The organism is Ruegeria sp. AO1, from assembly GCF_056535985.1.
The window spans coordinates 2,225,152-2,250,170 of the sequence record NZ_JBQFJC010000001.1 but is presented as its reverse complement, the minus strand read 5'-3'; the positions used below and the strand labels follow the sequence as shown (position 1 = coordinate 2,250,170).

23 protein-coding genes, 1 tRNA gene and 1 riboswitch are annotated in these 25,019 nt (G+C 61.6%); of the genes, 5 read left to right on the top strand and 19 right to left on the bottom strand.

The features are described from left to right. Positions 1-16 precede the first annotated feature (16 nt). The 10 genes from ACR3FB_RS11140 to cbiE form a co-directional block, all read right to left on the bottom strand. Positions 17-1,387 carry a tetratricopeptide repeat protein gene (locus ACR3FB_RS11140; protein ID WP_480563824.1) on the bottom strand — a complete coding sequence of 457 codons (1,371 nt, stop codon included), beginning with the start codon at positions 1,385-1,387 and terminating at the stop codon, positions 17-19. Between the two features lie 179 nt (positions 1,388-1,566). Then, on the bottom strand, positions 1,567-2,751 hold the full coding sequence (locus tag ACR3FB_RS11135) for a CaiB/BaiF CoA transferase family protein (protein ID WP_480563826.1): 1,185 nt from the start codon (positions 2,749-2,751) through the stop codon (positions 1,567-1,569). Further along, on the bottom strand, positions 2,738-4,357 hold the full coding sequence (locus ACR3FB_RS11130) for a thiamine pyrophosphate-binding protein (protein WP_480563828.1): 1,620 nt from the start codon (positions 4,355-4,357) through the stop codon (positions 2,738-2,740). The genes ACR3FB_RS11135 and ACR3FB_RS11130 overlap by 14 nt, the downstream gene beginning before the upstream one ends. Before the next feature lie 81 nt (positions 4,358-4,438). Continuing rightward, positions 4,439-4,897, bottom strand: a complete 459-nt coding sequence (locus ACR3FB_RS11125) for a DUF302 domain-containing protein (RefSeq protein ID WP_425083159.1) — start codon at positions 4,895-4,897, stop codon at positions 4,439-4,441. A 77-nt stretch (positions 4,898-4,974) separates the two neighbouring features. Then, positions 4,975-5,718 carry a precorrin-6A synthase (deacetylating) gene (gene cobF / locus ACR3FB_RS11120; RefSeq protein WP_480563830.1) on the bottom strand — a complete coding sequence of 248 codons (744 nt, stop codon included), beginning with the start codon at positions 5,716-5,718 and terminating at the stop codon, positions 4,975-4,977. Further along, the gene (cobA, locus tag ACR3FB_RS11115; protein ID WP_170676621.1) at positions 5,711-6,439 is read right to left on the bottom strand and encodes a uroporphyrinogen-III C-methyltransferase; all 729 of its coding nucleotides are present in this window, start codon (positions 6,437-6,439) and stop codon (positions 5,711-5,713) included. Before cobA ends, cobF begins: the two co-directional genes overlap by 8 nt. Next, positions 6,436-7,758: a cobyrinic acid a,c-diamide synthase CobB gene (locus tag ACR3FB_RS11110; protein ID WP_480564988.1), complete on the bottom strand. Its 1,323-nt coding sequence runs from the start codon at positions 7,756-7,758 to the stop codon at positions 6,436-6,438. Before ACR3FB_RS11110 ends, cobA begins: the two co-directional genes overlap by 4 nt. Beyond that, positions 7,745-8,539: a precorrin-4 C(11)-methyltransferase gene (gene cobM, locus ACR3FB_RS11105; protein ID WP_480563832.1), complete on the bottom strand. Its 795-nt coding sequence runs from the start codon at positions 8,537-8,539 to the stop codon at positions 7,745-7,747. Before cobM ends, ACR3FB_RS11110 begins: the two co-directional genes overlap by 14 nt. Continuing rightward, a complete protein-coding gene (locus ACR3FB_RS11100) occupies positions 8,536-8,904 on the bottom strand; it encodes a cobalamin biosynthesis protein (protein ID WP_480563834.1) in 369 nt (122 codons plus the stop codon). The genes cobM and ACR3FB_RS11100 overlap by 4 nt, the downstream gene beginning before the upstream one ends. Then, on the bottom strand, positions 8,901-10,100 hold the full coding sequence (gene cbiE, locus ACR3FB_RS11095) for a precorrin-6y C5,15-methyltransferase (decarboxylating) subunit CbiE (RefSeq protein WP_480563836.1): 1,200 nt from the start codon (positions 10,098-10,100) through the stop codon (positions 8,901-8,903). The genes ACR3FB_RS11100 and cbiE overlap by 4 nt, the downstream gene beginning before the upstream one ends. Between cbiE and ACR3FB_RS11090 the strand changes: the two genes are divergently transcribed. Continuing rightward, positions 10,099-10,863, top strand: coding sequence for a cobalt-precorrin-6A reductase (locus ACR3FB_RS11090; RefSeq protein WP_480563838.1), 765 nt, complete (start codon positions 10,099-10,101; stop codon positions 10,861-10,863). The genes cbiE and ACR3FB_RS11090 overlap by 2 nt on opposite strands. On the opposite strand, the gene cobJ is transcribed toward ACR3FB_RS11090, so the two are convergent. From cobJ to ACR3FB_RS11055, 7 genes are read right to left on the bottom strand one after another with little or no spacing between them, the layout of a single operon-like run. Further along, positions 10,836-11,588 carry a precorrin-3B C(17)-methyltransferase gene (cobJ, locus tag ACR3FB_RS11085; protein ID WP_480563840.1) on the bottom strand — a complete coding sequence of 251 codons (753 nt, stop codon included), beginning with the start codon at positions 11,586-11,588 and terminating at the stop codon, positions 10,836-10,838. The two genes, ACR3FB_RS11090 and cobJ, sit on opposite strands and share 28 nt — an antisense overlap. Then, complete coding sequence (locus ACR3FB_RS11080) at positions 11,585-12,313, bottom strand: precorrin-2 C(20)-methyltransferase (RefSeq protein WP_480563842.1); 729 nt, start codon at positions 12,311-12,313, stop codon at positions 11,585-11,587. Before ACR3FB_RS11080 ends, cobJ begins: the two co-directional genes overlap by 4 nt. After that, positions 12,310-12,939: a precorrin-8X methylmutase gene (locus tag ACR3FB_RS11075; RefSeq protein WP_480563844.1), complete on the bottom strand. Its 630-nt coding sequence runs from the start codon at positions 12,937-12,939 to the stop codon at positions 12,310-12,312. The genes ACR3FB_RS11080 and ACR3FB_RS11075 overlap by 4 nt, the downstream gene beginning before the upstream one ends. Further along, a complete protein-coding gene (cobG, locus tag ACR3FB_RS11070) occupies positions 12,939-14,078 on the bottom strand; it encodes a precorrin-3B synthase (protein WP_480563846.1) in 1,140 nt (379 codons plus the stop codon). The genes ACR3FB_RS11075 and cobG overlap by 1 nt, the downstream gene beginning before the upstream one ends. Further along, positions 14,075-17,368: a cobaltochelatase subunit CobN gene (cobN, locus tag ACR3FB_RS11065; RefSeq protein ID WP_480563848.1), complete on the bottom strand. Its 3,294-nt coding sequence runs from the start codon at positions 17,366-17,368 to the stop codon at positions 14,075-14,077. Before cobN ends, cobG begins: the two co-directional genes overlap by 4 nt. A gap of 5 nt (positions 17,369-17,373) precedes the next feature. Beyond that, on the bottom strand, positions 17,374-18,429 hold the full coding sequence (cobW, locus tag ACR3FB_RS11060; protein WP_480563850.1) for a cobalamin biosynthesis protein CobW: 1,056 nt from the start codon (positions 18,427-18,429) through the stop codon (positions 17,374-17,376). After that, on the bottom strand, positions 18,426-18,806 hold the full coding sequence (locus ACR3FB_RS11055; protein ID WP_480563852.1) for a DUF1636 family protein: 381 nt from the start codon (positions 18,804-18,806) through the stop codon (positions 18,426-18,428). The genes cobW and ACR3FB_RS11055 overlap by 4 nt, the downstream gene beginning before the upstream one ends. 83 nt (positions 18,807-18,889) lie before the next feature. Then, positions 18,890-19,093, bottom strand: a riboswitch (cobalamin riboswitch). A 143-nt stretch (positions 19,094-19,236) separates the two neighbouring features. On the opposite strand from ACR3FB_RS11055, the gene ACR3FB_RS11050 reads away from it, so the two are divergent. Continuing rightward, complete coding sequence (locus tag ACR3FB_RS11050; RefSeq protein ID WP_480563854.1) at positions 19,237-20,190, top strand: NAD(P)-dependent oxidoreductase; 954 nt, start codon at positions 19,237-19,239, stop codon at positions 20,188-20,190. A gap of 39 nt (positions 20,191-20,229) precedes the next feature. On the opposite strand, the gene ACR3FB_RS11045 is transcribed toward ACR3FB_RS11050, so the two are convergent. Further along, positions 20,230-20,303, bottom strand: a tRNA-Cys gene (locus ACR3FB_RS11045). Positions 20,304-20,524: 221 nt separating this feature from the next. Here ACR3FB_RS11045 and ACR3FB_RS11040 point away from each other — a divergent pair. The 3 genes from ACR3FB_RS11040 (at position 20,525) to ACR3FB_RS11030 (ending at position 23,533) form a co-directional block, all read left to right on the top strand. Continuing rightward, complete coding sequence (locus ACR3FB_RS11040) at positions 20,525-21,178, top strand: protein-L-isoaspartate O-methyltransferase family protein (protein WP_480563856.1); 654 nt, start codon at positions 20,525-20,527, stop codon at positions 21,176-21,178. Between the two features lie 94 nt (positions 21,179-21,272). Then, positions 21,273-22,691, top strand: coding sequence for a TolC family outer membrane protein (locus ACR3FB_RS11035; protein WP_170374166.1), 1,419 nt, complete (start codon positions 21,273-21,275; stop codon positions 22,689-22,691). Between the two features lie 86 nt (positions 22,692-22,777). Beyond that, positions 22,778-23,533: a hypothetical protein gene (locus ACR3FB_RS11030; RefSeq protein ID WP_480563858.1), complete on the top strand. Its 756-nt coding sequence runs from the start codon at positions 22,778-22,780 to the stop codon at positions 23,531-23,533. A 4-nt stretch (positions 23,534-23,537) separates the two neighbouring features. On the opposite strand, the gene ACR3FB_RS11025 is transcribed toward ACR3FB_RS11030, so the two are convergent. After that, positions 23,538-24,995, bottom strand: coding sequence for a cobyric acid synthase (locus tag ACR3FB_RS11025; protein WP_480563860.1), 1,458 nt, complete (start codon positions 24,993-24,995; stop codon positions 23,538-23,540). Positions 24,996-25,019: the final 24 nt, after the last annotated feature.

Below are 25,019 nucleotides of genomic sequence, written 5' to 3'. Positions count from 1 at the left end.
CTTCTTGGTCTTTTTGTTATTCAGCCGGGACGCTTTGTGCGTCGCCGTTGTCGCGGGCTGCGTTGATCAGGGCGCGGCGCGCGAGTGCGTAATTGTCCTCGCCTCCGGCGCGTTTGGCGCGGCGGTCATCCAGAATACGCTCGACCGCATCCAGGCGCCCGGCGCGCAGGCCGGAATCAATTGTGATGCGCTCGAATACATCACGTTGGGCGTGACTGCCACCGGCCAACTGCATGCCCGAGCGGGCGGTCGACAGGAAATCAAACGCCGCGCCGTACAGACCGTCCCCAAAGGCCTCAAGCCCTTTGGCGGCGGCAATGCCCGGGTCAGACATGCGGATCGGTGTGTCGCCTTGGTTGCGCTGGGCGTCTTTCTGGATGCGCTGCAGCATCTTGCCCGTCGCGTCCGAGCGGTTGTCGCCGGTCAGCGCCAGCAGATAGTGCAGGTCGGCGAAAATCAGGCAGCCATCTTCGGTTCTGGCGGCGCTGAGATCGGCCAGCTCCTCCCATCGGTCGCCGACATCAATGCCTTCAAGTTCCATCCGGGACAGCAGCGAGGTTGCGTTGGAGATATCGCGATAATCGTCGGTCTTGTCCTTGCGGATATGCTGGTCATAGAGGTCGATGACCTGATCAACCTGACCTAGATCCAGATGCATCAGCGCCTTGTGCCACCAAACGTGATAGCGGAAGTTGTTGCAATGGGCCCAGGCGTCCTCTCGACCTGCCAGCCAATCCAGGCCGAGCTGAGCATTGCCCGTCATCTCGTGAACATGGGCGACCGCGTGCAGACCCCAGGCATCGTCGGACACCATCCACAGTGCCTGACGACCGGCAATCTCGGCCTTTTCGTAGGAACCGGTCTCTTCCAGTGCGAAGGAATGACAGCCCAGCAGATAGCCACGGCCCGCATGATCCGGCTCATAAGCGGGCATGACGCGTTCGATCGAGCGCCGCATGCCTTCCGCGTCGCCCAGCACAAACCGGGTCGCATGGCTGAGCTTCATCGCCAGCGAGTCTGTCGGATGGGCGCGCAGCACCTCTTCGAATTTCTGCACGGCTTGCGAGGGCAGGTCCGTCAGATAGAGGGACAGGGCCTCAACAAATAGCTGCTCTCGCTTCGAGATGGGCTGGCGTTTCATCGCTTCATTGGCGGCGCTCAGCGCGTCGACGGCTACGGGTAGCATCTCGCGTCGGCCCAGAAGAACCATGAACAGGCCCTTGACCGCGTGGCCCAAAGCGAAGTCGGGCTCAAGCTCCAACACTTTTCCCAGATGCTGAGGGGTAATCGCCGCATGCGCCATGAACCCAAGCAGAACACCGTCCCATGCCTCGACGGCCGCCGGGTGGGTCAGAGTGTTCATCTGTCCAAAAACGTCTTGTTTCATACTTGGGTCCAATCTGGTTGCGGTATTTGACACTGTTCGATTTACCAGAGTCTGCGACGGCCTCGTAACAGTATCGACCCTGCTCTCGAATTGGTGAAATCGCGTGTGTGAAAAAAGTGAAAAAAACCGCCGATTCAAGGGCATGTTTCAGCAAGTTGCTGCCGAAACATGCAAGTGTTTCAATCTTCGAACGGGTTTTCAGCGCTTAAAATATCATCAGTATCGGCCCCGAAGACCGGTGGCGCATGCCGATATGTTACAGGTGTGCGCGACAGGTTGAGCGGATTTCCGATCAGATTTACCTCTCCCGGTTGGGCCTGCATGGCGATCTTCATCTGCCGCGCGGCGACCTGATCGGTGTCAAACACCTGATCCACCGTTTGCACCGGGCCCACGGGCACCTTGAGGGCCTCAAGCTCGGAAATCACAGTCGTCGTCGGACGCTGTTTCATCGCCGGGCGCAGGATCGCGTTCAGTGCGTCGCGGTGCTCCAGTCGCGCCGGATTGGTGGCAAAGCGTACGTCGTCGGCAAGATCAGCGTGGCCGATGAACGCGCAGAACCTGCGGAACTGGCTGTCATTTCCAACGGCCAAAATCACGTGACCATCTGCTGTCTCATAAACCTCATATGGGACAATATTGGGATGTCCGTTGCCGCGTCGCTGAGGTACCTGGCCCGAGGTCAGGTAGTTTGTGCCCTCATTGATCAACCACGAGATCTGTGCATCCACCAAGGCAAGGTCGATCTGTTGCCCTTCACCGGTCAGGTCGCGGTGGCGCAGCGCGGCCAGAATGCCGACGGTTGCGTACATGCCGCACATCACATCGGCGATGCCCACGCCCACCTTCATTGGCGCGCCTTCGGGGTCGCCGGTCAGGGACATGATCCCACCATACCCTTGCGCCATCAGGTCATAGCCGGGCTTGCTGGAGTTGGGGCCCGTCTGCCCATAGCCGGAAATCGAGCAATAGACGAGGCCGGGAAGATCCTGCGACAAGCTGTTGTAATCCAGTCCGTACTTCGCCAAACCACCGGGTTTGAAATTCTCGATCAGGATATCCGCATGCGAGGCCAGCCGCTTGATCTCGGCTTGCCCTTCTGGCGTTGCAATGTCGATGGCAACGGATTTCTTGTTCCGGTTGGCCGACATGAAATACGCGCTCAGGTCGGAACGGTTGCCCGCTTCATCCTCAACATACGGAGGGCCCCATTGCCGCGTATCATCCCCACCGGTCGAGGGGTTTTCGATCTTGATGACGCTTGCGCCCAGATCGCCCAGAAGTTGGGTGCAGGTCGGTCCGGCCAGAATGCGCGACAGGTCCAGAACCTTTACGCCTTTGAGCGGCCCATTAGATTCGGCCATCATATCCTCCACGCTCGATCTCGGCAGCGATGACGGTGAACCGGTCGGCTTTGACCGCCTCATCCAGTGCTGCACGCAGTTCTGCGCGGTTGCGGACCGTGTGTCCATAGCCTCCGAACGCGCGGCCCAGGGCGGCAAAGTCATGGCGGTCAAAATCGACCCCGTTGTTACCCATCTGCCGTTGGCGTTGTTTCAACTCGATCAGGGCGAGGGAGGCGTCGACAAAGACGAGAAAGATCGGGTTGCCGCCCATTTCGGCGGCAGTCGAAAGCTCTCCGGCGACCATCAGGAATCCGGCATCGCCCGAAAAGCTGATCACCGGACGGTTCGGTTCCACCAGATTCAGCCCGATCGCCATTGGAACAGCGCAGCCCATGGTGCAAAGGGCCGAGGACTGGATCAGCCCGCGTGGCTCCGAACACGCCCACATCTGGCTGAGGAGAATGCGGTGCGCGCCGCTATCCGCCGTTGCCAAAGTATTCGCGGGCAGGGCGGCACGGGTTTCGGCGATCACGCCAGCTGGCCCCCAATCGTCAATCTGTGGGAAGGCTTCTGCCAATGCGGCTTTGACCTTCGCAGGCTCTCCGGCAGGCCATGTGGCGCGGGCGGGGTTGCCTTTGGCGATGGCCTCGAGGGTCTCGCCAGTATCGGCGACAAGGTTTAGCCCGGCCTGATGCATGTAGTGATCATTGACCACGGCCGAGATATCGATCACGCGCGTTTCTTCGGGATCCCAGATCTCGCGCCAGCCGGGGCGCATTTCGATAGGGTCATAGCCCAGGCACAGAACCAGATCGGCCTGTTCCACCAGCGGGACAAGGTGTTTGTCGGCCAGAGGGGACAACCCGGCACCGCCCAGACACAAGGGATGATCTTCGGGCACTACGCCTTTTGCTTTGTAGGTCGTGACGAAGGGGATGCTGAAATGCTCCAGAAACGCCTGAACCACGCTGCGCGAGTCGTCATATAGGACGTCCAGCCCGATGATCGCAATCGGACGCTCGGCTTCGGCCACCCAGCGTCGGGCTTTGGATAGGCAATCGCCTTCGGGGGCCACTGCGGCCACTTTGGCCAGACGGCGGCGTTTCGTCGATAAGACGCGGGTATCCGCGACCGAGATCGGTACGTCGATATGCACCGGGCCGGGGCGGGGCTGGTTGGCAAGCGACACCGCTTTGTCTGCGATGATATCCGCGCCCTCGGCGGTGAGGGTAAAGGTCCCTTTGGTGATCGAGCGATAGACTTGGCTGTGGTCCATGACCTGATGCGTGTAGGTCAGCGCTTCATCCGCGTCGACGCAGCCGGTCAGCACGATCATCGGCACCCGGTCTTGCAGCGCGTTGGCAACCACGTTGATCCCGTTCATCGCGCCGGGACCAAGGGTTGCAACCAGTATCGCAGGCGCGCCATCGCGGTGATGGACTGCTTCGGCCATGAACCCGGCTGCGTTCTCGTGTTTGGTCAGATGAAAGGTGATGCCAGCTTGTTCCAGCGCACCCACCAGCGTCAGAACCTCACCGCCCGGCATGCCGAACGCATGGCGACACCCTGCCTCATACAATCTTTGAGCCAGTAGATCCGCCGCGCGGGGAGAGAGGTCCTGCATCAGTCATGCTCCGAGAAAAAGATATGTGACAGCAAATGTCTGACACACCGGCAAGAGGCAAGCGGGTTCACATCAGTGTGACTATTTGACGGCTGTTTTCGCGATGGATTGAAACTTTTGGTCCAGTTCTGCGGCAATATCGGACAGGGCCTGCCCGCCCTGACTCGTGTAGGGCTCAAACACAAAGCTGGGGGTTTTGTAGGACAAGCGCGCGCTGCCGTCGTCATTTTCGGTCACATAGAGGCGAATCGGCGCCTCGATCATCGCAGCGGTCGAGGTTTCGAGTACCCGCACCGCATAGTCGTTGTTGAATACGCCGATCACGCGATTGCCCGGAATGGTGATCCCACGGGCCGCCGCCGCTTTGGTCGGCCCGGCCTGAGTGACAACGATCAGCCCGTGTTCCTTGACGGCAGCCTTGGTGTCGGCCACCAGCGCGTCATAGGATTTCCCCGTGTCATGAACCGCCCATCCCGGCAGGGCCTGATCCGCAAGGGCAGGCGAGGCCAGCAAGCAGATTGCAGCGCAGATTGCTCTCATCACAGGGTCTCCGTCTTGTTGGTGCCCAACTAGAGCAGGTTTCGCCCATCGCTGCATTCACATTTTCGTATGCGTCTTCAGGGTGACCGTTTTTGCAGCAGGTAGATATCCATGATCCAACCATGATCGGCGCGGGCCTGCGCACGGGTGGTCAAAATGGTCTCGGCCACCTCATCCAGCGGGCCGTGGATCAGGATCTCTTCCTTCATGCCGACATAAGCGCCCCACCAGATATCGAACGCCTCCATGTCCAGAGCCTGGAACGAACACTCGCCGTCCAGCATCACGGCAACCTTGGTGGCGTCCGAGGGCCAGCCTTCGTCGCGAATACGACGGCCAGTGGTAACAACATAAGGCGCGCCGATATCGTTGATGGGAATGGTATGGGCTGCTGTCAGCGCTTGTAGCGCGGTAATCCCCGGAATCACGCGTTTGCGCGGTTGCGGGTCCAGCCGAGAGGCAATCCGAAGCGAGCTGTCATAAAGCGAGGGATCCCCCCAGATCAATAGGGCGATCTTTGAGGCCTCAGGATGTTCCGCCATCGCTTCTTGCCAGCGCAGTGCAATAGCATCGTGCCACTCGTCGACGCCTTGCAGATATCCGTCGTCCGAGCGGCGCTTGGGGATATCGAAATACGCGATCTGCGGAGGCATCTCAGTGACCTTGGCGATGATCTCCTCCCGCAGTCCGGCCAGATCGGCTTTGTTCTCACCCTTGCGCGGGATCAGGATCAGATCCGCCTCGCGGATTGCCTGCGCGCCTTGCAGGGTTACGTGATCGGGATTTCCGGTGCCAATTCCGACCAGGGACAGCTCATACATCCTCGAACTCCGCCAAGGGCCCATAGAGGATAAGGGCAGGGGCCGTTCCGATCTCGGATTTCAGCGTGTCGGCCAACGCGCCAATGGTCGAGCGGTGCAGCTTCTGATCCGGTGTGGAAACGGATTCCGCCATCAGTGCAGGCGTATCCAGTGGCAGGCCGTTGGCGTGCAGGGCCTCGACCAGCAGCGGAAAGGTCCGTTTGCCCATGAACACAACGGTGGTCGCCGCAGCGTCCGCCAAAGCGGTCAGGTTCAGATCGGGGGGCAGTTGCCCGCTGACATCGTGGCCGGTGACAAACTGTACACGCCGGGCCGTCAGCCTGCGGGTCAGCGGAATACCGGCAGCGGCTGCGGCTGCGATGGCCGAGGGGATGCCGGGGATGATCTCATAGTCGATCCCGGCTGTACGCAGGGCGACGATCTCTTCCTCAAGCCGTCCGAACATGCCGCCATCACCGGATTTCAACCGCACGATACGTTGTCCGGTCTGCGCGTATTCCACGAGCAGGCGGCTGACATGATCCTGTTTCGGCGAGGGCCGCCCGGCCCGTTTGCCGACGCCCACAAGATCCGCATCCGGTTGCGCGTGGCTCAGAATGGGCCCGCTGCTCAGATCGTCGAACAGAACGGCGTCGGCCTTCTGCATCCGGTCCACGGCCTTCAGGGTCAGCAATTCCGGGTCTCCCGGACCGGACCCGATGAATGACACAAACCCACTCATGCCGAGGCCTCGGCGATGAGGTGAAAGAACGTACCGGTGACATTGCCACGGCGTGATCCGGTCTGCGGGCCTTCATCTCCTTCGGCATCGAACACGCGCGCCAGCGGTGCATCAGGCTGTTCGATGATCGAGGAATAGTGGAACTCATGCCCGCGCAGCGATGCGCCTTGCGCAAACCCCGGCATCGGAGACAGCAGTTCGGCCCGGCGATACCCCAGGTTGAACTTGCGCTTCTGGTACGAGGTCTGCAGCCCCAGCAATCCAGCCATCTGGTGCGGCACGCCCTCTTTGTCGATCAGAACCTCACCAAGGGCCATATAGCCACCGCATTCCCCATGCACCGGCTTGGTTTCCGCGTGTTTCCGCAAACCGGTCAGGAACGTGCCCGCGGCAGCCAAAGTGCCCGCGTGCAGCTCCGGATACCCGCCCGGCAACCAAACCAGATCGGCATCATCGGCGGGGGCTTCATTGGCCAACGGCGAAAACGGCAAGATCTCAGCCCCCGCCGCGCGCCATCCCTCCAACAGATGCGGATAGGTGAACGAAAACACGGCATCTCGGGCCAGCGCGATTCGTTGCGCCGGAGGCCGCGGCAGCGCGGCTGACGATGGCCCTTTGGGGTCTGAGGAAGCCGCCAGTTTGATCGCTTCAAGGTTCACATGTTCACGTAGGAACGCTGCATAACCGACGATGGCGCTTTCCAGATCGGGATGCTCAACCGCTTGGATCAACCCCAGATGACGTTCCGGCAGGGTCAGGTCTCCGCGACGGGGCAATACGCCCAGAACCGGCAGGCCTGCCCGCTCCATACCCAACCGTGTCAACCGCTCATGCCGAGGGCTGGCGCAACGGTTCAGGATCACTCCGGCAAAAGGCAGGTCGGGGTTAAACATCTTGAACCCCAGAGCGGTCGCCGCTGCCGATTGGGCCTGACCGCCCACGTCCAACACCAGCACGACAGGCCAGCCCATCCGCTGTGCTGTCTCGGCGCTGGACCCATGCCCCAGCTCTCCGGGTTTGGCGACGCCGTCAAACAAGCCCATCGAGCCTTCGGCCACCACGATATCCGCCCCTTCGGCCTGATCCGAGATCGCGCCAAGCAGCCCGTCGCCCATCGCCCAACTATCAAGGTTGAACGAAGCTCGCCCCGCTGCGGCGCGGTGGAAGGCTGGGTCGATATAGTCGGGGCCGCTCTTGAACGGCTGTACGGTGAGGCCATCCTCGGCCAGCGCCCGCAAAAGGCCCAGCATCACGGTGGTTTTGCCGGTCCCCGAAGAGGGGGCCGAGATCAGAATGCCCGGAGGGTTAGTCATCACCATGACTCCAGCTCGACCATGGGCTGTCCGCGCTCTGAGGGCGGTAGCGGCGGTCATAGTCTTTTGAATACAGGCAGCTCTCGTCGAACCCTTCACCCGCCAGCGCAGGCCCGACCATGATCAGCGCGGTGCGCGAAATGCTCTCATCCAACGCGTCTTTAAGGGTGGCCAATGTCGCGCGGATGATCCGCTCATCCGGCCAACTGGCCCGGTAGACGACCGCTACTGGGCAGTCCGCGCCATAAGCAGGGCTCAGATCGGCAATCACCTTGTCCAGGTTGCCGATCGACAAATGAATGGCCAGCGTCGCACCGGTGCGGGCGAAGTTCTCCAGTGTTTCGCCTTCGGGCATTGAGGACGCACGGCCCGGGGTCCGCGTTAGGACCACCGATTGCGCCAGGCCGGGCAAGGTCAACTCTGTGCCCAAAGACGCCGCAGCTGCCGCGAATGAAGGCACCCCCGGGGTCACGCTGACGGGAATGCCCATCTCTTTCAGACGGCGGATTTGCTCACCCATCGCCGACCAGACGGACAGATCACCAGAATGCAGACGCGCGACGTCATGGCCGGCCTGATGGGCCGCGTCGATCTCGGCCATGATCTGATCCAGATCCATCGGCGCAGTGTTTATGATCTTCGCGCCTTCAGGGCAGTGGCCTAAAATCTCTTCCGGCACCAGAGATCCCGCATAGAGGCAAACGTGGCAGCAGGCGATGATATCACGCCCACGCAGGGTCAGCAGATCGGCGGCGCCCGGTCCAGCGCCAATGAAATGAACGGTCATGAGTGTCCTCCGATGGCAATGGCGCATGTCGCCAGCCGGTCGTCCGAGATATGTCTGGGTGAAAGAAGCCGCGCGCCATTTCCGGCGGCGGCCAATGCGGATGCTTCGGCCACGCTGCCGGTGCCATAGGTGGCGCGGCTGCGGTTCGAACATGTCAGGGTGCGTTGCCCGGCCAGATCGGCTGCGGCAACGAAATGCAAGGGCAGGGCAAGGCCTTCTGCGAAACTGGCCAGAGCCAGGTGACCCTCTTTGTCGGCAACGGTTGCCAAGGCTTGAACGTCATGCGCAGCGGCGGCAGCGTCATAGGCCGCGCGCAGGCTGTCCACTGTTGCGCTCGATGAAAAGCCAAGGCCCGCGACGATCATAGCGTCACACTCCACTGCACGACCGGATAGGCCGATTTCCACCCACGCCGAGGGCCGAGTGGTGCCGATTGCGCGAGCTCAATCCGCAATAGATCTCCGCCCAACTCTTCGTGCCAGCGGGCCAGCAGCGCTTCGCTTTCCAAAGTGACGGCATTGGCGACCAACCGGGTGCCCGCGGGAAGGGCATCGCGGAGCCAGGCTAGGAGGTCGGCGCTGAGGCCACCGCCGATGAAAACAACATCAGGTAGAGGCAGACCTGACAGCGCCTCTGGCGCAGTGCCGTGCACGACGTTCAGGCGGTCTTGGCCCAACGCATCGGCATTGCGGCGAATACGTTCGGCACGGTCTTCGCGGGGTTCAATTGTTGTGGCCGTCAAAGTTGGATCACACATCAGCCATTCAATGCTGATCGACCCGGTGCCGCCACCGATATCCCACAGATGCTCGCCGCGTTGCGGGGCCAGCGCCGACAGGGTCAGCGCACGGATCGGGCGTTTGGTGATCTGGCCGTCGGTCTCGAAAATCTCGTCGGGTTTACCGGATGCCTTGGGGAAAACGCGCCCTTCGCCCGCAACCTCCAGCCCGACGCAGACCGGGTGATCGAACGTGCCCAGAAGCGCTTCGGTCAACGAGACCGAGCGCGCGCGTTCACGCGGGCCGCCCAATGCCTCCATCACGTGCAACTGGGTATCGGCGAACCCGGTCTCAGTCAGATAGGTCGCAAGCTCTGCAACGGCAGCACCATTGCGCAACAGGATGATCGCCCGCAGCCCCGGAGACAGGTGCGGTCGCAAACGCGTCAGAGGAGCGGCGTGCAGGCCAAAGGTCTGGGTGCCCTCCAGCGGCCACCCCAAACGCGCGGCGGCCAGCGAAAAGGTCGATTGGCCGGGTCGGGCGGTCCACTCGGCAGCGTCGAAGTTGCGTGCAATCACCGAACCCGCCCCGAACCAGAACGGATCGCCCGAGGCGAGAACCACGGTCGCACGACCCCGAAGCCCGGTCAGGATCGGCAGCCCGTCGGAGAAAGGCACCGGCCATTCGATCCGCTCAGTCCCTGTTTCCGGCACCAGCGAAAGGTGGCGAGGCGGGCCCATGATGACCTCGGCCCGATCCAGCACTTGACGATTTGCGGGCGACAGGCCATCAAGCCCATCTTCACCCAGGCCCAGAACGGTTAGCCACGGAGTATCAGACATGACCAACCCCCTGATCTCCAATGTGCTTATTCTGGGCGGCACGACCGAGGCAAATGCTTTGGCCAAAGCCGTTTCCGAACAAAGGCTTGCGGCGATATACTCCTACGCAGGACGGGTCGAGAAACCGCGCCCGCAGCCCTTGCCGGTTCGGGTCGGCGGGTTTGGCGGCGTGCAGGGTCTGGTTGCTTACATCCGCGACAACGGGATCAGCCATGTGATCGACGCGTCGCATCCTTTCGCCTCGCAGATGAGCCGAAACGCGATTGAGGCCTGCTGTGAGGCGCAAACGCCACTGGCCGCGCTGACTCGACCCGCTTGGCGCGCGCAGCCCGGTGATGACTGGCGACACGTTCCCGATATCCCCGCCGCAGTTGATGCGTTGAACGTCGAGGCGCAACGCGTGTTCCTCGCGGTTGGCCGGATGCATCTCGAGGAGTTCGCGGCCCAGCCCCAGCATCACTATCTGCTGCGTCTGGTCGATGAGCCCGATGAACTGCCCTTGCCGAATGCCGAAGTGGTTGTCGCCCGCGGCCCGTTTGCCGAGGCCGATGACCGCGCGCTGATGCAGAGGCACGAGACGCAGTTGGTTGTATCCAAGAACGCAGGCGGTACGGGCGCGCGGGCCAAGCTGGACGCGGCGCGGGCGCTTGGCCTGCCGGTGCTGATGATCGACCGTCCGGTCCTGCCAGAGCGGACCGAGCTGTCGACAATTGCACAGGTTCTGGACTGGCTGGCTCATTCCGGGGTGAACCTCGGGGTGTAGACGATCGGCGCGCCGTCGCGTTTGATCACGCGGGTGCGCGATGATCCGACAATGACCACCGTCTGCATATCCGCCATCTCGGGCGTGGCCTCGGCCAGAGTGGAGATCCGGATCGCTTCGTCCTCGCGCGACACGGCGCGCGCGAACAGGATCAGACGTTCAGGCTCACATTCCTCGCGCAGGATTTCCAGCGTCTTTACAAACCCTTCCGGCCGCGACTTCGAGCGCGGATTGTAAAAGGCCATCGAGAAGTCCGCCTGCGCCGCCAGACGCAGCCGCTTTTCGATCAGGGACCAGGGCTTGAGGTTGTCACTAAGGTTGATAGCGCAGAAATCATGCCCCATGGGTGCACCGGCGCGGGCAGACGCGGCCAGCATCGCAGTGATCCCCGGCAGCACGTCGATCTGAATGTTACGCCATTCTTCAGGGCCGTTCTCCAGCGCCTCGAACACTGCAGCGGCCATCGCAAAGACACCCGGGTCACCCGAGGACACAACGACCACGCGCTTCCCCTCGGCAGCCATCTGCAGCGCGTGTTGCGAACGATCGATCTCAACCCGGTTGTCACTGGCATGCAGAGTCAGGCCGGGGCGTTCGGCCACGCGCGCGACATAGGGGATGTAGCCCACCACATCGGTCGCCTCGGCCAGCGCAGCGGAGACTTCGGGCGTGACCAGGTCTTCATTGCCCGGCCCGAGGCCTGCGATCTTGACCCAGCCGCTCATGGCCGTCGCCCTTGACCGTGCACCAGGATGATCGAGAAATAGGGGGTGATCCCCTCATAATTCTCGGACAATTTGCAGACGCGTTGGTTCGGCATTTGCGCGTATTCCACGATCCACGCGCGGTCATACATTCCGGCGGTCTTGAGCGCGCGCTTCACCTTGTCGATATTGCGTCCAATCTTCATCACGACCAGCGCGTCAGTCTTCGCCATGCGTTCGGCCAGAACCTCTTCGGGTAGGGTGGCGGCAAGAACGGTCAGAATATCGTCGCCCCATGTGATCGGATCGCCGGTTGCTGTCCAAGCGCCGGACATGCCGGTAATGGCCGGGACGACTTCGACGGGGGCGATGTCGCGCAAGCGGGTATAGAGATGCATGAACGAGCCGTAGAAAAACGGGTCGCCCTCGCAGAGAACAACGACGTCTTCGCCCTTCTCAACAAGGGCTTTCAGATGGTGCGCGCAGTCCTCGTAGAACGCCGCCAGCAACTCATTGTAGCGCGGATCGTTAAGAGGGATCTCGGTTGTGACGGGGTATTCCATCGGGAACTCCACCGCGCCTTCCGGGATCATACCGTTGACGATCTGGCGGGCCTGACCACTGCGGCCCGGCTTGCGGAAAAACGCCACGTGGCGGGCATTGCGCAGCAGGCGGTCGGCCCGCACGCTCATCAGGTCGGGGTCACCGGGGCCGAGGCCAACGCCATATATCTTGCCGGCGCTCATTCGGCGCGGCTCGCGATGGCGTTGATGGCGGCGACTGTGATGGCGCTGCCACCGAGACGGCCTTTTACGATGCAGGACGGCACCGGCTGTGCCTCCCACAAGGCGTCCTTGGATTCGACCGCGCCGACAAAGCCCACAGGGCAACCGATGATGGCGGCGGGGCGCGGGCAGTCGGGGTCTTCCAGCATGTTCAGCAGGTGAAAAAGGGCCGTCGGCGCATTGCCGATAGCGACCACAGCGCCCTCAAGATGCGGGCGCCACAGCTCAAGCGCTGCGGCAGAGCGTGTGTTGCTCATTTCTGCAGCCAGAGGGCGCACGCGCTCGTCATGCAGGGTGCAGATCACCTCATTCTCGGTGGGCAGGCGGAACCGGGTCACGCCCTCGCTGACCATGCGCGCGTCACACAGGATCGGCGCGCCGTTTTCCAGCGCGGTGCGCGCGGCACTGACGAAACCGGGCGAGAAATGGACGAACTCTTCCAGCCCGACCATGCCAGCTGCGTGGATCATCCGAACGGCGACCTGCTCTTCATCGGAGTCGAACCGGGCCAGATCGGCCTCGGACCTGATGGTTGCAAAGCTCTCCTTGTAGATCGCCGCGCCGTCGGTTTCGTAAGTGTAGGGCATCAGGTGAAGTCCATCGTCATCAGTGTTTCGGGGGTCAGCCCGCGCAGGATTGGCTCATCCCCTGCGCGGCCCTGTTTGACAAGATCAAATCGTTCATTCTGACCGACTAATGTCACATCTGCGGGGCCCATCCGGGCGCACCCCTTGGAACAGCCCGAGACATGAAAGGTGCCGGGTACACGCGGGGCCAACGCACGGGCAATATCGCGGGTTTCCGCTTGGGCCTGCGGGCAGAACGGCGCGCCGGGGCAGGCGTCGGTGGTCATAAGCGGGTCGGTGCCGTCCGTGACAAAACCCGGTGCAGGTATCGCCGCCCCGCCTTCCAGGAGGATCAGTCGCCAAGGGGTGACACGCAGGGCAGAGGCGCCGCTGTCGAGGATCAGCGCGTGGAGCTCATTTGCGGGCAATTGCCCAAAGGCCGCACCGTAGAGGCTACCTAGATCGCAAGCGCCTGGTTGTAACGACGCGCCAATTGGTCCGGGGTCGCGGCACTGCCATTCCGCAGGCAGACCAAAAGCCGCCACGACCCGCGCCATGCGGCGGGTGTCTGGCGTGAAGGCTTCCGCAAACCAAGTGGCCAGAGCAATCAGGTGATCAATGGCCTCAGCCTCGGAAACTGCGTGCCCTGTCTCTGCCCCGTCGGCGCGCAGGATGAGCCCATCGGCGGAACGCTCCAACCGGATATCGGCCGAGTCCGCCGCCAGCAGGCGCGCCGGTCCTGTGTCGATGGCAAAGCCGAATTTGGCTGGTAGATCAGGCAATTCGCTCAGGCGGTCGATCAATTCCTGTGTCAACCGCGCGGTCAGATCGCCCGGCTGGTAAAGCGGTGAGACCAGAATGTTGCGCCGGACCTCAATGCCCGGCTCCGCGTCCAACGGCCCAAGCGCGGACAGCTCGGACAGCAATGCCTGGTGATCACCTTCCTGCACGCCGCGCAACTGTAGGTTCGCGCGGTTGGTCAGGTCGATTGTGCCGTTGCCGAATTGCTGGGCCAGTTCACACAGACCAAGCGCTTGTGGCGCGGTCAGCCGAGCCAGCCGAGGGCGCACGCGCACCACCAGCCCATCCCCAGACATCATCGGTCGGTGGGCGCCGGGGCACCAACCTTGGACGACTGGTTTTGGGGTGGGCGCGCTCATCCCAGCCCCTCCAGATCCGCCCGGATCGAGTTGCGCCGGGTATTCCACAGCCCAGCATCCAACAGCGCGCGGAACCGGTCCTGCATGGCCTGATGGGCCTGTGGATTGGCCTGCTGCAGGAAGGCATCCACGTCTTCATCGCCCAGCGTGGCATCGTGGTAGAGGTCGAACAGATGCGGCGCAACGGTACCCGACAGATGCGCAAACGAGGCCATGTGATCCAAAGTCGCCGCGATCTCGGCCGCGCCTCGGAATCCATGCCGCTGCATCCCGGCGATCCAGTCCGGATTGGCAGCGCGGGCGTGGACGACGCGGCTGATCTCTTCCGGCAGGGTGCGGGCGCGTGGGTTCTCGGGGTTGGTGTTGTCCAGATGATACAGCTGCGCGGTGCCACCCGTGGCCTTCTTGGCGGCGGCAAAACCGGCCTCATGCGTGGCGTAGTCATTGGCCAGCAGCAGGTCTGTTTCGGTCAGGTCCTGCAGGTGAACAAAACTGTCGGCATGTGCCACACGCTGGGTGATACCCGCCTTGTCCTGAAAGATATTCTCGCCCTCCAGCGCAAAAGAGCTGGCCTCAAGCCATGCCTCACCCGCCTGCGCGCGGGCCTCTTCAGTATAGACCTCGGACAGCTGGGTCATGTTGACGCCATAGCTGCCGGGCGCGGGGCCGAACACACGGGCCGACGGGGCCTGACCGGCATAGGGGTTCCAGTCGGTCGCCTCATCCCGCGCCGCCAATGCGCGGATCGCCTGACCGTAAAGTGTCGAGAGGGTTGGGAAGACGTCCCGGAACAGGCCCGACACACGCAGCGTCACGTCCAAGCGCGGGCGGCTGAGATCGGTGATCGGCAGCACCTCGATCCCCGAGACTCGTTCCGAGCCTTTGTCCCAGACCGGTTTCACGCCCAGCAGGTGCAACGCCATGGCGAATTCCTCGCCTGCCGTGCGCATCGTGGCCGAGCCCCACAGGTCTACTATTAGCCCCTTGGGATAGTCGCCTTCTTCCTGAAGGTGACGGCGGACCAGTTCCTCGGCCAGTTTGACGCCTTGGGTGTAGGCCGCCCGCGTGGGAACCGAGCGGGGGTCGGTGGTATAGAGGTTCCGCCCGGTCGGCAGAACATCCGAGCGACCGCGATAGGGGGAACCGGACGGCCCGGCCTCGATCCGTTTCCCGGCCAGCGCGTCGATCAGAGCGTTGCGTTCCGCATGGGCCGAAGGCGCGGGGTCGAAAGTACCGGGAACCTCAGGCGCACGGCCATAGATATGCAGCCCGTCGCCGAACTGGCTTTCTTTGATATCGCAGACAAAGCGGTCGATGCGGGTAATCGCCTCGGCGGTGCAGGTGGCCTGATCGAGACCCAGATCGCTTTCCAACCCGATGGCTTGTGCCTCGTCGCGGATATTTTCCTGCAGGCGGTCACGGCGTTTGGGATCAAGCCCGTCTGCGTTCGAGAACTCATCAAGCAGAGATTCCAGACGTACCATACGATCTGGGGTGCCGCTTTCCTTCATCGGGGGCGGGATATGGCCCAGCGTCACGGCCCCGATCCGACGCTTGGCTTGCGCGGCCTCGCCTGGGTCGTTGACGATGAAGGGGTAGATCACTGGCAAGTCGCGGATCAGCGCCTCGGGCCAGCAATTCGCCGACAGAGCAACGGACTTGCCCGGAAGCCATTCCAGAGTGCCATGCGCGCCGATATGGATCAAAGCGTCTGCGCCCAGCCCTTTGCGGAGCCACAGATAAAAGGCGACATAGCTGTGACACGGGGTGCGAGATAGGTCGTGATAGTCGTCATCGCGCAGCTCGGGCGTACCGCGTTCGGGTTGGAGTGCAACCAGCGCGTTGCCTCGGCGCAGGGCGGTGAAGTGGAATGCGCCTTCGGTTAAAAAAGGGTCGTCTTCGGGCTTGCCCCAAACGGTTTGGAGATCGGCCCGCATTTGCTCAGGCAGGTCAGCTAGGGCTGCCTGGTAATCTTCCAAAGACCACGAAATGCGCGCGTCCAGCAGGGTTTCCGCAATCGGCTCAGCCGGCGCGGTGCTGTAGCCCTCGGCCTGAAGATCGGTCAGCATCGCCTCGGCCGAAGCCAGCGCGTCGAGGCCCACCGCATGCGCCATTTGCCAGTCTTTGCCAGGATAGGTCGACAGCACCAGCGCGGGCACCTGATCCGCCTTGGGCTTGTCATGCAGGGTTAGCCAGCCGGCGACACGGTCGATAATCGCTTCGATCCGCTCTTGCTCAGCCCGGTGGGCAAAGCGGGAATATTCCAGATGCGGATCGCGCTTGCCCGGTTCCTTGAACGAGGCAATGCCCGCCGAAATGCGCCCGTCGACTTCGGGCAGCACCACATGCATGGCAAGATCGGCAGGGGAAAGGCCCCGTTCGGCCTCGGCCCAAGCCTTGCGGCGGGATGTGGCGAGGGCCATCTGAAACACGGGCACGCCCGCCGCGTCCAAAGGAGACGTTCCCGATGCGCCTTTGCCCGAGAACGAGGTGGCGTTGATGATCGCCGAAGGCTTCAGAGCGACGATGTTTTCACGCAACCATTCAGCGGCAGCAGGTGCTTTGAGCGAGGGCGCGAAGAGACCCACAGCCTCGAACCCCCGATCCCGCAAGCTGCGGATCACGGCGGCGACAGGGGCCGTGTCCGCCGAGGTCAGGTAGGCGCGATAGAAGGTGACGACGATACGTTTTGCGTCGCCCGAAAAGGCTGTCTCAACCGGGATCACGCCGCGATCAGGACACCACGCGCCAGATTCGGGCAGGGTTTTAGCCCCCATAACAAGGCCGGCATAAAGCCCCGCCGCCAATGCCATCTGCGCCAAGGCGGCCTGTGCCGCGACTTCGCCGCCTGTGTCGCAGAGATGTGCCAGACGGCGCAGGGTCGAGACGGGCAGGGTGGAATAGTCATCCAGCCGCGGGTCCTCACGCCCGTCGGCGGGTAGGACGGCCAACGCGATGCCCTTGGCCTTCGCCAGCGACAGCACTTGCTGCAGCCCGTAAGCCCAGTAAGGCACGCCGCCAATCAGGCGGATCAGAATGCCCTTCGCACCCTCCAGCGTCTGCTCCACGTAGGTGTCGACGGACAGAGGATGTTTCAACGCCGTCAGGTTCGCCAACCGCATCGTGGGCATACGCCCATCCGGCCCGCCACCGCGATGCCAGCCCGCCGCGAAAGCGCCAAGGTCGCTGTCCGAGAAGGACAGCACCACCAAATCCGCCGGGCTCTGGCCCAGATCGGTTGGGATTTCCGTTTCTTCTAACCCGTGGCTTTCGCGGAAGACGACGTGCATGGGCCTTACTCGGCGGCCTCGGTCACACCCGCGAGGATATCGCGGATTTCCGCTTCTTTGATATCATCGTGCTCGGCGATCACCACCATGCGCGAGCGGCGTTCCTCACCGGGGCCCCATGGACGGTCGTATTGATGACGCACACGGGCACCCACGGCCTGCACCAGCAGGCGCATCGGCTTGCCTTGCACGGCGGCATAGCCTTTGACGCGCAGGATGTTCAGCTCATTGGCCAGACGTTCGATCTTGGCGACCAAATCGGCAGGATCGGACTGTTCCGGCAGATCAACGATGATGCTTTCGAAATCGTCATGCTCGTGATCGTGGTGACCGTCGTGATGCGAAGGACGAGCGTCCATGTCATCCTCGGCTGCGGCCTCAAGACCCAGAACGACGCGCACATCCACGGCGCCTTCGGCCACTTCGACAACGGGCAGCGGGCGAGGGGCCTCGGCGGCGATGATCTCTTTGGCTTTTGCCACGCCTTCGGGACCGGCCAGATCAGGCTTGGTCAGCAGGATGATATCGGCGCAGGAAATCTGATCCTCAAACACCTCGGATAAGGGCGTTTCATGGTCGATCGAGTCATCAGCCATGCGCTGAGCGTCCACCGCTTCGACATTCGGAGCAAAGCGACCAGCGGCGACGGCCTCGGCATCGGCCAGCGCGATCACGCCATCAACAGTGATTTTCGATCGGATATCGGGCCAGTCGAACGCCTTCAGCAGCGGCTTGGGCAGGGCGAGGCCCGAGGTTTCGATCAGGATGTGATCGGGGCGCGGCTCCAGCGCCATAAGGGCTTCGATGGTCGGGATGAAATCATCGGCCACAGTGCAGCAGATGCAGCCGTTCGCCAGTTCCATGATGTTTTCCACCGGACAATCCGGGATCGCGCAGGATTTCAGGATATCGCCATCGACGCCGACATCGCCGAACTCATTAACAACCACGGCCAGACGCTTGCCTTGCGGGTTCTGCATCAGGTGCTTAACGAGAGTTGTTTTGCCCGAGCCCAAGAAGCCAGTGATCACGGTGACGGGGAGTTTTTCCAAGTTGCTCATTTCAGGGCTCCAATCGGGGGAATACGGGCTGCGCAGTTTTTGCGGAAGTGTTCAGGGCGCTCACGCCATTTGACCAGACCATCTTCGGTCGCGAGGTACTTGGTGGCGCCGTCAACGATCACGTCGACATGGTCGGTTTCGTTCAAATGTTCATAGACAAAGGTCCAGCGATCCGGGCCGCCACGCAGCACGATGGAACAGCCCTCGTTGCAGTTGGACAAGCATTCCACGGCTTTGAGGGTAATCCCTTCCGGTAGGTCCGCCTGTTCAAGCGCTTTGTGCAACAGGGTGCCGGGGCGTTTCGCATCGTCTTCAGCGGGCAGCCCGCGACGACAGGTGGTGCAAACCAGTAATTCGACCGGAGCGGTCTCGGTCATGTCTCTCATCCCCCCAAATCCTCATCGTGGGGGACGGGGTTTCATGCGGGTCCCTTGACCCGACACCGGAACACCCCGTCCGGTTTCATCTTCGGGCGCTGGCAGGTCTCCCGGCTTGCGGATGTCAGAGGCGTACTCTGTCGGATGTCCCGCCTTCCCGGCTTTTCGCCAGTGGCTTGGGCATCCTCTCCGGTCACGGTCGCGGGGGCGGCTGCGCTTGGCGGAAAACCCGTTGACGCATTCCCTTTTCATCTGTTCGCACAGACACCAACACGAGGCTCATGCGGCACGCACCCGCAGCTTGTCAAGCGTGATGCAGCTCAGACCGCTGCGGCACGTTGAAAAGCGACCTGCCAGCGTCGCTAGGCGGCATGAACATGGCGCTGATGCATGGTCGCATGGCCTCAAATCGTAAACGGAGGCGAAATCCATGAAAGTAGGTTTTATCGGGCTTGGGAATGTGGGCGGTAAGCTGTCAGGGTCATTGCTGCGCAATGGAATCGACCTGACGGTTCATGACCTGAGCTCCGATCTGGTTGAGGGTTTTGTCGCGCAGGGGGCCAAAGCGGCTGAAAACCCGGCCCAGATGATGCGCGAATGCGATGCCGTGATCACCTGCCTGCCGTCGCCAGCGGCCTCGGACGCGGTGATGCAGGAGATGCTGCCCGAAGTTGGCCCCGGTAAAATCTGGATGGAGATGTCCACCACTGACGAGGCTGAGGTCAAGCGGCTGGGTGCCTTGGTTCTGGAGCGCGGAGGGGCCGCCGTCGATTGCCCTGTCTCGGGTGGCTGCCACCGTGCGGCGACGGGCAATATCTCTATCTTCGCTGGCTGCGACCGCGATACGTTCGAACGCATTCTGCCCTTCTTGACGACCATGGGTCGGCGGGTTCTGCACACCGGAGAGCTCGGCTCAGCCTCGGTCCTGAAGGTGCTGACCAACTATCTGGCCACAGCCAACCTGATCACTTGTGCTGAAGCGCTGGTCACCGCCAAGGCCGCCGGGATGGATTTGAACACCACCTACGAGGCCATCAAAATCTCGTCAGGGACCTCGTTTGTTCACGAAACCGAAAGCCAGGTGATCTTGAACGGCTCGCGCGATATTTCGTTTACTATGGATTTGGTGAAAAAGGATATCGGCCTGTTTCAGGACGTCGCCGACCGCGCCGGTGTTCCGCTGGAAATCAATCCGGTGATGATCAAGATCTTTGAGGATGGCATCGCCCGGTTTGGCGAGCGTGAGCTGTCGCCAAACATCATAAAACGTCTGGAAGAGGCCACAGGCCTGGACATCCGCGCACCGGGTTTTCCTACGGAAATGCTGGACGATGAGCCGGAAGAACCAGGTTACGAGGTTGTGCCTCAGGGGCGTTCCTCCTGAAAACTGAATTCCGGAGCCGGTATTTAAAGGAGGGGGATGTGGAGGCGAGTACCGGAATCGAACCGGTGTACACGGATTTGCAATCCGCTGCGTCACCACTCCGCCAACTCGCCTTTTCAAGTAAAATCAAATACTTGCCGTGGTGTGGTGGGCGTTTTAGCAGCTTTCATCGGGGGCGTCCAGAGGATTGCCGTCGATTTTGGGCCGCAAATCAATATTTGTGTGCGGCTGGTCTAAACGGATCGTGAACCAGGCTTGCGGCATCTGGGCCGTTGTCGAGTCAGGTCGAGTGTGGCACAAGCCAAATACCCAAGGGATTGAAAAGAGAGATCAGATGTCAGATTTCGCAGCCCGGCGCCGCACCATGGTTGATACGCAGGTACGACCCTCGGATGTGACCAAGTTTCCAATTATCGACGCGATGCTGTCCGTTCCGCGTGAAAGCTTTGTGCCAACTGCACAGCGCGAAGCGGCCTATGTCGAAGGGTTGATCGATCTGGGCAACAACCGCTGCATTCTTGAGCCGCGCACTCTAGCCAAGATGTTGGATGCGCTGAATATCTCCAATGACGAAATGGTCCTCGATATCGCGTCGGCCTACGGGTATTCGACCGCAATCGCCGCTCGAATGGCGCAGCTGGTGGTAGGCGTCGAATCCGACGAACATCTTGCCTCTGAGGCGCAAAGCGTGCTGACGGAAGAAAACGTCGATAATGCCGTCATCCATGTAGGTCCTCTTGGAGAAGGGGCTGCCGAGCATGGCCCTTATGACGTGATTATGATACAAGGCGGTGTCGAACAGGTGCCCGACACGGTACTGGACCAATTGAAGGATCAGGGCCGGATCGCCTGTCTGTTTGTGGATGGGCGACTGGGTACGGTTCGCATAGGTCGCAAGGCCGGTGGTGTGGTCAGTTGGCGGGATGCCTTCAACGCCAGTGCGCTGGTTTTGGACGGTTTTTCCCAAGAGTGTGCATTTTCGCTATAGTCCGCTGACTGTTGTTTCCACCACCTTGATTAGTTGAACATAAAGACGCAAACTGCCGGAGAGGCAGCGTAATTTCGATTTGAGAGGATTTGGTATGCGTGGAAAGACAGCGGGAAAGCTGGTCAAAGCGCTTGCAGTGACTGCGGCCATTGCCCTGAGTACTGTTCCCGGACGGGCCGTCTGGGCTGACAACCTGACAGATGCGTTCATCGGAGCGTATAACACCAGCGGTCTGCTGGAACAGAACCGAGCCCTGTTGCGGGCGGCGGATGAAGACGTGGCAATTGCGCTTTCCGCGCTGCGCCCGATCATCAACTGGACGGTACAGGTCAGTCAGGATTACACGAGAACCCGGACCAGCGGTGTCAGAACCAGTACCGACCCGTCGCGATTCTTCTCGGGTCTGACGCTCAGCCAGCTTTTGTATGATGGCGGGGCATCGGTGCTGGGCAAGCAGTCCGCACAAGAAACGGTTCTGTCGACGCGCCAGTCGCTGATTGATATCGAACAGCAAGTTCTTTTCCGGGCCGCAACCGCGTATCTGAGCGTTCTCCTTCAAGAGGAAACAGTTCAGATTCGGCAAAACAACGTCGATCTGTCGAGCGAGGAACTTCGGGCCTCGAACGACCGCTTCGAAGTGGGTGAAGTCACGCGGACTGACGTGGCTCTTTCTGAGGCGCAGCTGGCCAGTTCGCGCGCGGATCTTGCGGATGCCAGAGGGGATCTCAGCACCGCTCAGGCCGAGTATGTTAATGCGGTCGGCAAACTGCCGGGGCGTACGGCTGGGCAGCCGGGGCTTCCGAACCTCCCACGCTCGCAATCCGAGGCAATCAGCCTCGCGCAACGCAATCACCCGGCGATTCTATCGGCTCAGCACCAGGTGCGGGCGCTGGATTTGATCGTGCAGCAGCAACGTGCCAACCTTGGGCCCAATGTCAGCCTGAACGCGGATGCGGGTGTGACGCAGCGGTATGACAATGATGACTACATCAACGACGCCACGGTTTCGCTGAACTTCAATCAGCCGATCTATGCAGGCGGTCGTCTTGCAGCCAACGTACGTCGCGCGATGGCAACCCGGGATTCGTCGCGGGCCAATCTGCTGAACGTGCAGAAGAACATCACTCAGGGTGTGACAGATGCCTTTGTCCGGTTCCAAACGGCAACGGCCAGCCTGACGGCCTCAACCGAGCGGGTTCGCGCCTCGCAGGTGGCCTTTGACGGGATTCGCGAAGAAGCAACGCTGGGCGCGCGAACCACGCTGGACGTGCTGACCGCTCAGCAGGATCTTCTGGACGCGCAATTGGCCGAGGTCGCCTCGCGCACCGAACGGTCCTTGGCGGCATACCAGCTGCTGCAGGCGCAAGGTCTTCTAACGGCTGAACGTCTGGGGCTTGCGGTGCAGATTTATGACCCGACGCTGTATTACAACCTGGTCAAAAAGGCTCCGGCGCAGGTCAGCAAGCAAAGCAAGGATCTAGATCGCGTTCTCAAAGCGTTGCGGCGGGACTGATCTATACTACTGGTTGTGACGCCCGACGTGTTTGGCTACACTTGGTCTCAAGAATAGAGCGGTAGAGAACAATGTCGGATAGCGTCATGACCTCAGGTATCGAGGATGTACTGTCGTCGGTAAAACGACTGGTGAGCGAAGACGGTCGCAAAGTGTCGGATGACGATACTGCGACCGCTCCACGCAAGCCGGGCAGATTGGTCTTGACGGACGCGCTGCGCGTTGGTGACGCGCCAAAATCCGAACCCCTGAAACTGGAACCTAAATACAGTCCCGAGGATTCGGCCAAGCCGATGCTCCTGCGGGCCTGCGATATTGTTCAGCCGGGCGAAGCAGCCAATCACGATGGTGCTGAGGAGGTCGGCGACGAGACCACGTCGAAAAACCTATCTGGCAGCCTGAGTGCCAAGATTGAAGCCCTTGAGGCCGCCATCGCGCGAACTGAGGACCAATGGGAGCCGGACGGAGACAGCGACGACGCGTATTCCGGCACGCCCTCGAAAGCGCTGCATTGGATACCTGCGCCCACCTTTGAAGAAGAGGACGCCGAGGGTGTGGATGTGCCCTCAGGCGAGGCGGATGCCGCGACAGAAGAACCGGCGACATTCGTTCGGCATGGGGATACTCCTAAAGCAGACCCAGTGGAAGACGACGCGTCTGAGGAAACGATCGAGGACGAGATCGGGTTGTCTGCGTCCGAGGAAGAAGCTCTGCGTGAGATGATCGCCGAAGTTGTCCGGTCCGAACTTCAGGGCGCGTTGGGGGAACGCATCACCCGCAATGTCCGCAAGATGGTCCGGCGCGAGATTCACCGCGCGCTGACCGCTAAAGAGCTGGAATAATCACTCAGGCCCGTTGCGGCGTCTGAGCAAGCTCCAGCAGCAGATCCAGATCCATATGCTGTTCAAGATGGTCTGCCAGATCATCCAGCGCCTGTTCTACACCGTCTTCGTATGCGGTCTCGGAGGTGACACCCAAACGCGATAGGTATTGCGCGCGGAAGGCATCGGATGAGAAAATCCCGTGCAGATAGCTGCCCAGAATGCGCCCATTGGCACTGGCTGCTCCTTCAGGGCGTCCTTGCACCTCAAGCCAGGCACGGGCGCAATCGGGCCCTTCGGTGCGGCCCATGTGAATCTCGTAGCCGCTGACGGGTTCGCGATTTGGCAAGGCGCAGGCCTCGGTCAGAGTCACCTGTTTCTTGCCCGCCATGACCGTGTCAACGTCCAGCAGCCCGAGGCCCTCAACCGTGCCGGGGCGGCCATCCACGCCTTCGGGGTCTGAGATCGTTTTCCCCAGCATCTGATACCCGCCGCAAAGGCCCAGCACGTGACCACCACGGCGTACATGCGCGTATAGGTCGATATCCCAGCCCTGCTTCCGGAAATAGGTCAGATCACCGATGGTCGATTTGCTGCCGGGCAACAGCACCAGATCGGCATCACCGGGCAGAGGACGGCCTGCGGGAATGATCTCGACACTGACGTCGGGCTCAGCCGACAGAGGGTCCAGATCGTCGAAATTGGCCATGCGCTCCAGCTGAGGCACCACAACCTTGCAGGCCCCACCCGTATGAGAGCGGATATCCATCATATCCTCGGCGGGCAGCTTCCAGGCATCGTGGAACCATGGCACAACACCCAGGCAAGGCCAGCCGGTCCGTGAGGCGATATCATCGCGTCCTTCATCAAACAGAGATACATCGCCTTTGAAGCGGTTGACGGCAAAGCCACGGATCATCGCCAGATCGCCCTCGTCCAGCACGGCCTGAGTGCCGACGATCTGCGCAATAACGCCGCCGCGATGGATGTCGCCCACTAGCACCACGGGAACCCCGGCGGCGCAAGCGAAACCCATATTGGCGATGTCACCCTTGCGCAGGTTGGTCTCAGCCGGGCTGCCCGCGCCCTCGATCAGGACCAGATCAGCGTCGCCGCACAGCCGGTCAAAGCTTTCCAGCGCGACCCCCAGCAGTTTGGATTTGTCCTTGCGGTAATCGCCGGCCTTCATCGTGCCTGCGCGCTGGCCCTGAACGATGATCTGCGCGCCGGTATCCGTTTCGGGTTTTAGCAGGATCGGGTTCATATCCGTATGCGTCGGGCGTTTGGCTGCGCGCGCTTGCAGGGCCTGCGCGCGTCCGATCTCGCCTCCGTTTTCTGTCACAGCTGCGTTGTTCGACATGTTCTGCGGCTTGAACGGAGCGACCTTCAGACCGCGCCGCGTGAATGCCCGCGCCAGCCCTGCAACCAGAACCGATTTGCCGACATTGCTGCCGGTGCCTTGAATCATGATGGCGCGAACCATTGGCGTCTCCTATACGTTGAGGGC